Origin of the sequence: Rhodopirellula sp. MGV (assembly GCF_002251265.1) — a bacterium.
GTDB lineage: Bacteria > Planctomycetota > Planctomycetia > Pirellulales > Pirellulaceae > Stieleria > Stieleria baltica_A.
In genome coordinates, this window is the sequence record NZ_NPDI01000070.1 from 1 (window position 1) to 10,044 (window position 10,044).

General features: G+C 55.4%; 8 protein-coding genes. 5 read left to right on the plus strand and 3 right to left on the minus strand.

Annotation, left to right across the window (positions count from 1 at the left end):
- Positions 1 to 123: 123 nt before the first annotated feature.
- A complete protein-coding gene (locus CGZ80_RS24325) occupies positions 124 to 435 on the minus strand; it encodes a Dabb family protein (RefSeq protein ID WP_094418288.1) in 312 nt (103 codons plus the stop codon).
- Positions 436 to 496: 61 nt separating this feature from the next.
- On the opposite strand from CGZ80_RS24325, the gene CGZ80_RS24330 reads away from it, so the two are divergent.
- Positions 497 to 1,660 carry a non-reducing end alpha-L-arabinofuranosidase family hydrolase gene (locus CGZ80_RS24330; protein ID WP_094418289.1) on the plus strand — a complete coding sequence of 388 codons (1,164 nt, stop codon included), beginning with the start codon at positions 497 to 499 and terminating at the stop codon, positions 1,658 to 1,660.
- Here CGZ80_RS24330 and CGZ80_RS24335 read toward each other — a convergent pair.
- The gene (locus CGZ80_RS24335; RefSeq protein ID WP_094418290.1) at positions 1,644 to 2,981 is read right to left on the minus strand and encodes a PQQ-binding-like beta-propeller repeat protein; all 1,338 of its coding nucleotides are present in this window, start codon (positions 2,979 to 2,981) and stop codon (positions 1,644 to 1,646) included. The genes CGZ80_RS24330 and CGZ80_RS24335 overlap by 17 nt on opposite strands.
- A gap of 229 nt (positions 2,982 to 3,210) precedes the next feature.
- Between CGZ80_RS24335 and CGZ80_RS24340 the strand changes: the two genes are divergently transcribed.
- Both CGZ80_RS24340 and CGZ80_RS24345 read left to right on the plus strand, forming a co-directional pair.
- Complete coding sequence (locus CGZ80_RS24340; protein ID WP_094418291.1) at positions 3,211 to 4,716, plus strand: serine hydrolase domain-containing protein; 1,506 nt, start codon at positions 3,211 to 3,213, stop codon at positions 4,714 to 4,716.
- Positions 4,717 to 4,743: 27 nt separating this feature from the next.
- Positions 4,744 to 6,189: a serine hydrolase gene (locus CGZ80_RS24345; RefSeq protein WP_094418292.1), complete on the plus strand. Its 1,446-nt coding sequence runs from the start codon at positions 4,744 to 4,746 to the stop codon at positions 6,187 to 6,189.
- 9 nt (positions 6,190 to 6,198) lie between these two features.
- Here CGZ80_RS24345 and CGZ80_RS24350 read toward each other — a convergent pair whose 3' ends face one another.
- Positions 6,199 to 6,828, minus strand: a complete 630-nt coding sequence (locus tag CGZ80_RS24350) for a hypothetical protein (RefSeq protein WP_094418293.1) — start codon at positions 6,826 to 6,828, stop codon at positions 6,199 to 6,201.
- Positions 6,829 to 6,999: 171 nt separating this feature from the next.
- Here CGZ80_RS24350 and CGZ80_RS24355 point away from each other — a divergent pair, with 171 nt between their 5' ends.
- Both CGZ80_RS24355 and CGZ80_RS24360 read left to right on the plus strand, forming a co-directional pair.
- On the plus strand, positions 7,000 to 7,572 hold the full coding sequence (locus CGZ80_RS24355; protein ID WP_143544128.1) for a hypothetical protein: 573 nt from the start codon (positions 7,000 to 7,002) through the stop codon (positions 7,570 to 7,572).
- A 326-nt stretch (positions 7,573 to 7,898) separates the two neighbouring features.
- Positions 7,899 to 9,878 (plus strand): acyltransferase family protein, encoded by a 1,980-nt coding sequence (locus CGZ80_RS24360; RefSeq protein ID WP_094418295.1) that lies wholly within the window; start codon positions 7,899 to 7,901, stop codon positions 9,876 to 9,878.
- Positions 9,879 to 10,044: the final 166 nt, after the last annotated feature.

Genomic DNA, 10,044 nt, shown 5'->3' on the forward strand with positions numbered 1-10,044 from the left:
TATGACGGAACAGGGAAAAAATCCGAGAGGCTCAAACGCCCACGAACTTGGCGTGAAAAAACGCAATCAACCAAGACTCAGCAGATCCTCGCGCTAGTGGCATAGGAATTAGAATCTGCGGCACTAGTCTTCGAGCAAGCTGTCGCAAACTTGCACTTGAGCCCAGTTTGGTTTCTGACGCTCGATGAATGTCAAGTGACGAGGTGCGGTTTGATAGACGTCATGCGTCGCACGGTCTTGGAAGATCACGTGCAGCGAGACGTCGTATTTGACATTCACTTCGCGACTCAGTTCGGTGTCACGTCGTCCCACGGCAAAGTCGACGACGCCGTCATGGTTGTCCAAATATTCTTTGCAGTCGTTGACCAAGCTGTTAACTGCGTCGTCGCTTTTATCTTTCAGCGTGAAAAAGACGTGGTGGGCCAATCGAGCCATGGTGGGAAGCCTCGGTAGGGGAGAAACAAATCGTTTATGATGGCCCCCAATCGTAAACATTTTGGCTGCGACGACGAGCCCACACCCGCAACGCGAGCGGACAATGCACCTCAACCGCATTCCTCGAAACTCCACTGCCCTGCCCCGCTACACACTCGCGGCCATTGGATTCCTCTCCACGCTCGCGTTTTCGACCGCCTGCATCGCCCAAACGCCTGACGCGAATTTCCCTAGCTGGCTCGACGGTCGATTCGAATGGCGCGTCAGCCAAACGCTCCTGTCAACAAACGACGGAAAACTGCCCGACTCCTCCGAGCATCCTTGGATCGCAATCAAAGACCCGTCTGTGGTGCAGCACGACGGACGCTGGCACCTGTTCTGTTCGCTGCGAAAGAAAATCGATGGCAACGGACGCATCCGCATCGGCTACCTGTCATTCACGCAGTGGGACGAGGCGAACGAAGCGACTTGGCAGCTGCTCAACCTGACGGAGGAATACCACGGCGCCCCGCAGGTTTTCTACTTCGCCCCGCAGCAAACTTGGTACCTGATCTATCAAGCCGTCGACAGCACTCGCGGCCTGAAATACGGCCCCTGTTACTCAACCAACAAAGACATCACCGAACCTCAGGACTGGACGCTTCCAAAACCGCTCTACGAAGTCAAAGCAGGCAACAAAGCCGGCCTCGACTTTTGGGTGATTTGTGACGACCAGTTTGCGTTTCTGTTTTTCACGTCACTCGACGGAACGATGTGGCGAGCCCAAACGGAGCTCGCCAATTTTCCCGACAAAGGTTGGACCGATCCAGAGGTTGCTCTGCGGGCTGACATCTTTGAAGCCAGCCACACCTACCGCGTTGGCAACACGGGACGCTACTTGACGTTTGTCGAAGCCCAACGGGGACGAAGACGATTTTTTAAAGCCTACCTCGCTGACAATCTCGCCGGCGTTTGGGCACCGCTCGCTGATAGCGACAAGATGCCTTTCGTCAGCCCAGCCAACGTGCTCAACCAATCGACGTCTTGGGCACAGTCCTACAGCCACGGTGAACTGCTGCGTGAATCCAACGACCAGCATCTGTCGATTGCCCCGGACCAAATGAAGATGGTCTTTCAAGGGGCAAGCGACAGTGAATACGGCGTCGGATCCTACGGCGACATTCCTTGGCGACTGGGCCTATTGGAACTCGCCGACGAACCCAATTCAACTACGACTTTGCCTTGATATCGTAGCAATACAACGTGTCTTGATCGCGAATGTAGAGCTTGCCATTGGCAATCACAGGGTGCGTCCAAGCAGGTGACTTCGTACGGTCAGGCTGCTCGAAGCGTCCGCGTTCAACAAACTCGTCCTTGTTCGGTTCGATCAAAATCAGCGTGCCGTCTTCCGTTCGCAAGTACAACCGTTGATCGGCGAACAACAACGCCCCTTTCTGTGCGGCTCGGTCTTGCCAAAACACGTCACCGGTGTGGAAATCCAGGCACGTCAACACGCCACCGCCGTTCCCACCGTTCGCACCATAAAGCGCGCCGTCGACAGCGATCATCCCGCCGTGATGGTTTTGCATCTTCGGTGTGAAGTAAACCTCTTCGGCCGTGATCTCGCCGTCATCTGACTTCTGCAACTCAACCGCCCCGCCGCCGTTCCCATAGGCTGAAGCGCCGAACACGAGTCCGTCTTTGTAAATCGGTGTCGAACAGTTAATTCCCATAGGGTTTGCTGGGGCATCGTATTGCCAAAGCGATTCGCCGCTGGTTGGATCGACACCCACCATCGCTTTTGCCGTCAGTTGAACGACCTGTGGCTTGCCAGCGGCTTCGATCAAAATCGGCGACGCATACCCGGCCCCCGAGCGCGGTCCCGAGCGTCCACGTCCGCGGCCCCCGCCTCGACGTCCTTCGCTGCGTTCCGGCGCGGCTTCTCCCGATTCGGCAATCAACTGGTTCGTCCAAACCGTTTCGCCCGTCTTCTTATTGAGCGCCGCCATCGTCGCGTTAGGACCGCCTGGCGTGCAGTACACCAAGTCACCTTGGACCAATGGCGACTCGTTGTATCGCCAAGTCGGCAGGATCCCGCCAAAGTCGTCTTGCAAACTTCGCTGCCAAACAATCTTGCCGTCCGCAACCTGCAAACATGCGATCGTGCCCCCTGCCCCAATCACGTACATGTGATCGCCTTCAACCGTTGGGGTGCAACCACCACCCTCGATTCCTTGTGGCATGCCTTCGGTCAGTGCCGGGGCGAGTTTCGTCACCCACAATTCTTTGCCGTCAGACTCCGAAAGCGCCCAGACGACTTCGTCTTCGCCACGGTTGCTCAACCCAAACATTTTTCCGGCGACGACCGATGGCGCGCTGTAGCCAGTCCCAATCCCCTCGACTTTCCAAGCCAACGCAGGACCGTCGCTCGGCCACTGCTGCAGCAGCCCGGTCTCTTTCGACATCGCATCCCGATTCGGGCCGTGCCACTGCGGCCAATCTTCAGCAACAGCAAACTTGGCGGTACACGCAAAAACGAGGGCGAGGACCAAGTCACGTTTTTTCATCAATTCTTTCTCAGATCAAAGGTTGTTCGAAATCAACGCCGCCTTCCGCTTTGAATCCTATCGCTGGGAGAAGCTTTGTTAACTCAAAAACGCCCAGATTGGACGATTCGACAATAGTGAACGGAATGTAAAAGTTTCCTCCGCTCTGATGCAGTCCCGCTTTCACCGTGGTAACAATAGGAGATCGCCATTTTAGACATTGCTTCTACCTTTTGCGTCCAGCCACCCGATGCCCTCGCACAATACCAAGCGTCTTCTCGCCGCAGTCCTGCTGACGGCCGCGTGCGGGGTGATCGTGTCCCAGCTCCGATCTGACCAACAAGTCGAGGACGTGCAGGCTGATGAGATCGTTTTGGCTGAAACTGACTTAGCTGACACTGCCAACACCCACGACTGGCTTGAACAGCTCGCGACCGCCTACTATCCCAGTCTTGCCGTCGTCGTCATTCGCGACGGCAAGGTCGTCATCCAAGACGTGTTTGGTGTCGAAGACAAACAGACCGGCAAACCAGTAACGCTGCAAACTCAGTATCACGTCGCGTCGGTCACGAAAGTCTTCACCGCATCGATCGCGTTGATGTTACACGACCAAGGCGTCGTCAACTTGGACCACACCGTAACGCGATACCTTCCCGCGGATATCTCCATCAGCAACACGCCAGTGGTCGGTGCAACGATCACGCTACGCCAGCTCGCTTCACACACCTCGGGACTCCCACGAAGCATTCCGGGGCCTGTGCAAACCGCCTCGGGACGCTACGAGCTCCGCCCCGCCCTGCTCTACCCGCAGCTGGCAAAGGTAAAACTTGAGTTTCAACCTGGCACCGACGAAGCGTATTCGAACCTCGGTTTCGGTCTGCTGGGGCATGTGCTGGAAAGGTCCACCCAGAAGTCGCTCGATGAACTGATTCAAGAAATGATCTGCCAACCGCTTCAGCTAACCGGTACCGGCATCGAAGGCAATCCACGCCTGCATCCGGCAACCGGATACAAGCCGAAAAGCCGTGGTGGTGACCCCGAATCGCATTCGTTGGCAACACGTCTGGCCGGATCGGGAGGCTTGATCGCGAGCGCTGACGACTTAGCCAAATTCCTGATTTCCCAAATGCAGCCAGGCCCATTTTCTGAACAACAGTTGCAACAATTCCGAACCGCGACACCGCTAGCGGATGGAACGTCGAGCCGCAATACACTCGGCTGGTCGATCAATGCTTCGCTTGGCGTTGGACGATGTCTGGAAAAGAACGGCGGTCGGGGAAATTGCCGCGCCTGGATCGGCTACTCAATCGACCATCAAGTTGGGGTGGTGATGCTCACCAATTGCGGCGGCCCATCACTTGATCCGTTTGGCCGGAGACTGCTGGAACATTCCGTCCCGATTGAGAATCGCCGATTGGTCACCGACGACGGCTACGCAAAGCTGGCACCGTTCACCGGAGTCCGTTGGCAAAATGACCTTCCCATTGTTCGCATCGTCGATGAATGGATGCCTCTGCTCTCGATCGACGGCACGTCCACCGATCAAATCATGACGTTTGCGAAAAAACAGTTTGGCAAACAAGCACAGAAACGATTTGCAGAAGACCTCGTCGAAGTGCTCTCGAAGATGGGACAGGTCCCCAAACCAATCGTTACACTCGAACTCGAATCACAGCCAGGTACACTCGAAACGCGAACCGTACGAATGACCTACGCCAATTGCGATCGGCTCTGGCATGAATCAAACGCTGATTAGTCATCCCCCGCCTGCAACACCTCCCCAATGAACTACCTGCCTCAACTGACAATTGCGTTGACCTTGGTCGTCGCCAGTACCGGGATTTGCAAAGCGCAATCCGCACGCAACGAGCTCGCGTCCAAACTGTCCGAGATCTGTGACCGGCATGACGTACCGGGTATGGCGTTCACAATCGTCAACAGCCAGGGAACCGTTCAGTCCGGATGTGTCGGAACTCGTCATCGCGGCTTCGATGATCCGATTTCCATCGATGATAAATTCTCGATTGGCTCGAATACCAAATCGATGACCGCGACGTTGGCAGCGGTGCTCGTCGACGAAGGCAAAATCGACTGGTCCACCACAATCGGCGATGTCTGGCCAAAAGCATCTAGCCAGGACCTGCATCCGAAACTTCGTTCGGTCACGTTGGAACAACTGCTCTCGCACCAAAGCGGCATGGCAGCCAACGTTTCCGAGCTGGACCCAGCCGCGTGGTCAGACTTTTTCAAAGAAGCTCAATCTCCCGTTTTGGAACGTCGGCAGCTTTTAAGCGTCGCCCTTGCGTCGGCCCCCACGCAACCACAAAACAAGTTTGCCTATTCGAACATGGGTTATGCGGTTGCGTCGGCGATGCTGGAAACCCGCGCACGCCAATCATTCGAATCGCTAATGCAGGAACACCTGTTCGATCAGCTTGGCATGCGTTCCGCCGAATTTCGCACGCTAAAAACGGCGAAACAGATGCGGCCGCCTTTCGTCTGGGGACACAAAGCCGACGGAACTCCCATCGATCCTCGGACCGCAGGCGCAGACAATCCAAGCGTCTACGCCGCAGCCGGCACAGTGCGATTAAACATCGAAGATCACGCGAAATACGCCCAGTGGCTGCTGCGTGGCAAACCCGAACCGGTTTTGAAAACCCAAGCGTCCTTCGACCATCTTCAAAAACCGCTGGTCGATCACACCAGTCCCGGTGCCAAGTACGCATGCGGTTGGATCTGTGTCCCCACACCAAACGGCCCCGCACTCAATCACGCCGGCTCCAACACAAACATGTTTTCATTGATCTGGGTGTTACCCGAAAGCGACTTTGCCGTCATCGTCAACACCAACACGGGGCAGCCTCAAGCGTTTGCCGCATGCGATGAAATGGTTGCCGCGGCAATGAGTAAACTGCCCCAATCGACGTCAGGCCCATCCGCCAAATCGCCCGACGGCGACGATTCGCAAGTCGATCCGAAACGACTTGTCGGCCGCTATCAGCTGACGCCCAACTTCATCTTCGACGTCAAACTTCAAGGCGATCGATTGATGGTTGGCATTACCAACCAGCCAACGCAGCAAGTGTTCGCTGACTCGCCGACGAAGTGGTCGTATCGAGGCGTCAAAGCTCAGCTCGAATTTCACGTCCGGGGCGATGCCCCCGCCTATGCGCTGACGCTCCATCAGAACGGCATCTCCCAACGAGCCAAGCGATTGTCTCGGTAGCCATTTCGATTACAAACAAATTTCGATCGGCAAGAAATAATGCGGGACCGTTTTATAGCGATCCGCAAGGATCTGCAGCGTCTCCCACCGCGTGATGTGCGACTCTTGCTCCAAATTCGGCTGCACTTGTGGCAGGTTCTCCAAAAGCGATTTCTGCACCAACATCGCGCGGATCTTCTGCGTACGAACCTGTCCCGCACGCTCACAGGTCAGACAGATCACGTATTCGACACGGCGTATCGATTCCCCCGCATCACGCCGCAAGTGACCGAGTGAGAATCGCTCACTGATTTCATTCAACACGGCATTCAGGTAGAACCAACAGTCCGCTTTTGGGATCGTGATCAGGGGGTCTGTTTCGGTGGTTTGCTTGGCCAACGAAACGATTTTGCGAGACGCCGACGAGTTCAAAAAAATCGCATCGACATCCATTTCTAAAATCGTCCGAATCCGCAGGGTCCCTTCGTCGATCGAGGTCAACGACACATTCAAGCGGTTCATGAAATCACGGCGCAGCCAGCTCGACCGCGATCGCTTCCCGGCGAAGTACGATGCGGTCGCCGCCGCCAGTACGATCCAAACTAGTTCCGGCCAGTTTTCGGCAACGTAATTCAATAGCGATTCAATGATGGCGTTCATCGTTCTCCAGCTCTGATCCTAAAATCGCGTCCCGCACCGCCTCACGCTCGATCTCGCAAGTCTCTCAATTTAACGGTTAGAATGACACTTGCCTGCGGGTTTGGTTCATTGTGTGACAACGTTGAATCAACGAACAGTCCCGGACTCACGAATCAAGCCAAAGCATCGACCATGCGCTACGTACCTACGCCATTGCTTCTCTTTTGGCTCGTTCTCAGTTTGTTCGCTGGGAGTTTGTTCGCACGCGGTATGTTCGCAGCCATTGGCGACCAACACACAGCGAGCGCCGACGGCGAACCATCGTTTTCGATCTCCAGCAATCGAGATGACGACGAAGTCACGGTCAATGTCGATGACGACACGGTGTTGTTCTCTTTACGCAGCCCTCGCGGGATTGGCCGAGCAACGATCGAGCGCAACGACGAGCATTGGCCACCGAAAATCAAATTGCGGCTGTACCTCAACGGTCTCGAAAAATTCAAGCTGGTCTGTGGTGACATGACACTCGAAGCATCAATCGTCAGCCAGACCGGCAAATTTCGCGTTTGGAAGGGCGGCTCCGAAGACTCGCCACTGGACCGCGAATCGCCGTTCTGGATCAAGCTCGACGCCTTCGACGAAGATGGAAAACCGATCGCCCTGAAACCACCCGTGCATGGCTACTTTGAACTACAACTCCCCAAAGCGGCCTTCGCCGAAAATGCAAAAACGATCACACTCCACTGGATCGATTTTTATCGATAAAGATCGGGACGCCGCCATTCATACACGTCAACTAAGCCGAGCCATTGGAAGCTGAATTTCGATTTACTGAAGGCCCCAACGATGGCCAAATCGCATGAACCGATTCGATTGTTCCCGAAGAAGTCAAAACGTTCTCTACGGAACAACCAACTCAACGGAATCGGGCTAGTGGATTCACAACACTAGGAATGGGGTGTGACGCCGCACTGAACGTTCAGCAGAATGTCTGCTTTGCCTAACCGCTCGCACGCCGACGTGACGATTCTCATTTCAGCAAACACCTGCAACGATCTGATTGCCGCGACAGTAGCCCAGACTGCGAATTGATGTCTGAAATGAAGTATCGCCCCGACGTCGACGGACTGCGAGCGATCGCGGTGACGCTGGTCGTGCTCTTTCATGCGGGATTAGGGTTTACCGGCGGCTTCATCGGTGTGGACGTTTTCTTCGTCATTTCCGGTTTCTTGATCACCGGGTTGCTTCTCAAAGAACACGACGCCGGCACATTCTCGATCACCCATTTTTGGGTCAGACGCATCCGGCGTATCATCCCTGCCGCGTCGGTAATGGTCGTGGCTGTCCTGGTGGCGAGCTTCTTCTTTCTGCTCCCTGACGACTTCGTGTCGACGGCAAAGTCTGCGATCGCACAACAAGTCATGTCTTCCAACATCTACTTCTGGAGGAACATCGATTACTTCGCAGGACCAGCAGAGCTGAAACCGCTGCTCCACACCTGGTCGCTTTCAGTCGAAGAGCAGTTTTACGTGTTCTACCCTGCCCTTTTCATGCTGCTGCACCGCCTAGGACGCAAGACGCTATTGTGCGTTCTGTCGATCATCGGGCTACTGTCCTTTGCGTCCAGCCTCTATGGCGTCCAGCACGACACCAGCTTTGCGTTCTTCCAGCTGCCCACAAGAGCTTGGGAACTGATCATCGGAGGCATTGTTTGCTTTCTGCCGAGCCCGAAACGCATCCCATCCTGGGCGATCGCGTTGACCAGCTTCGTGTGCCTTGCAATGATCCTATACACCGGTTGGTGCTACAGCTCGGCAACACCGTTTCCCGGTGCGGCGGCGCTACCGCCCTGCTTTGCCACGGCCATTTTCATCTACGTCAATTCCGTACGAGTCTCCGCACCGGCAAAAGCTATCTCAGCGAAACCGATCGTCGCGGTCGGTTTGATGAGCTATTCGCTTTACCTATGGCACTGGCCGCTCTTCGCGTTTTGGCGAGGCTTCTATGGTGAACCCGAGACGGTCCCCGCACTTGTGCTGCTCGCGGTCTCGTCGTTGATCGCGTATTGCTCTTGGCGTTTTATCGAAACGCCACTTCGCCGCCCTGCCCCGTCGTGGACCTACAAAACCTATTTCTTTGCCGCAACACTTTCCACGATCGGAATCACCACTCTTTCGGTCGGGATCTGGCAGATGGACGGCATCCCGAATCGAACTCCGAAAACCCAAGCATTGCTCCCGACGGTTGCCCTGCCGACCATTCCCAAATGCAACTTGAAAGACGCCACCAATATGGGCTTCCCAGTGATTGGTAACGCAACCGAGTCACCGAAGGTCTTGTTTTGGGGTGACAGTCACTTGCATTGCATGTTCGACGCGATCGACCAAACGCTGAAGTCAAACAGTCTTGCCGCAGCGTTCGCGACTCATGGTGGATTCCCACCGCTATTGGATGCTTGGTGCCTGGGACGTCCGAGTGAAGCCATCCTGACGTGGAACGACGCGGTCATGTCGTACATTCGCGAACGAGAAATTTCGGACGTGGTTCTTGTCGCGCGGTGGACGATGTACGTCGAAGGCCTGCCGAATGGCAGCCGTGAAGTGATTGTCGTCGACAGCGAAACCAAACCAGACCAGGAACTTGACGGATCTACGATGGCCCGCAGCTTGGCTCGAACGATCAACGCGATTGAGCAAGCGGGGGCACGAGTTTGGATTCTGACCCAAGTTCCGACACAACAAGGCTTGCCTGCCAGACGATCGTTTTTCGCAGCGACGTTTGGTAGTGGCGACGTCAAGGGTTCGTCGTTCGCATGGAACCAAGACCGCCACCACAAGGCGAACGCGATTATCGATCAGATGCGATCGGCGAACACCAATGTCCTCGACACATGGCAATTCTGTTTCGACGAATCGAAGGATTCAAAGGTTGCCGACGAAAACGGTTGGTACTATCACGACGACAACCACCTCTCCGCCTACGGCGCGAAGCAGTTACTAGCCCCCCTGCTCAACCAACTCTGCAACAAACTCGTCGACCCGAAAACGAAAACCGTTCCACCGGGCAATTGACTATCAAGTGTCGCCTTTCGCTCGGGACGCCAATTTTAAAACTGAGCGATCTCTGGCGTGACGCGGTAGTTGTATTCTTGCGGTGATTCGGGGTGTTGCAGCTTGACTCCGGCGGCAGCCTTACGTGCTTTGCGCGTTGCTGGTTTGAATCGCTGCTTCATCACAT

What these genes read in the sequence shown, in the direction of transcription:
- CGZ80_RS24325 (WP_094418288.1), bottom strand. Translation starts at nt 435, where the DNA reads ATGGCTCGATTGGCCCACCACGTCTTTTTCACGCTGAAAGATAAAAGC.
- CGZ80_RS24340 (WP_094418291.1), top strand. Translation starts at nt 3,211, where the DNA reads ATGCCCTCGCACAATACCAAGCGTCTTCTCGCCGCAGTCCTGCTGACG.
- CGZ80_RS24350 (WP_094418293.1), bottom strand. Translation starts at nt 6,828, where the DNA reads ATGAACGCCATCATTGAATCGCTATTGAATTACGTTGCCGAAAACTGG.
- CGZ80_RS24360 (WP_094418295.1), top strand. Translation starts at nt 7,899, where the DNA reads ATGTCTGAAATGAAGTATCGCCCCGACGTCGACGGACTGCGAGCGATC.
- CGZ80_RS24345 (WP_094418292.1), top strand. Translation starts at nt 4,744, where the DNA reads ATGAACTACCTGCCTCAACTGACAATTGCGTTGACCTTGGTCGTCGCC.
- CGZ80_RS24335 (WP_094418290.1), bottom strand. Translation starts at nt 2,981, where the DNA reads ATGAAAAAACGTGACTTGGTCCTCGCCCTCGTTTTTGCGTGTACCGCC.
- CGZ80_RS24355 (WP_143544128.1), top strand. Translation starts at nt 7,000, where the DNA reads ATGCGCTACGTACCTACGCCATTGCTTCTCTTTTGGCTCGTTCTCAGT.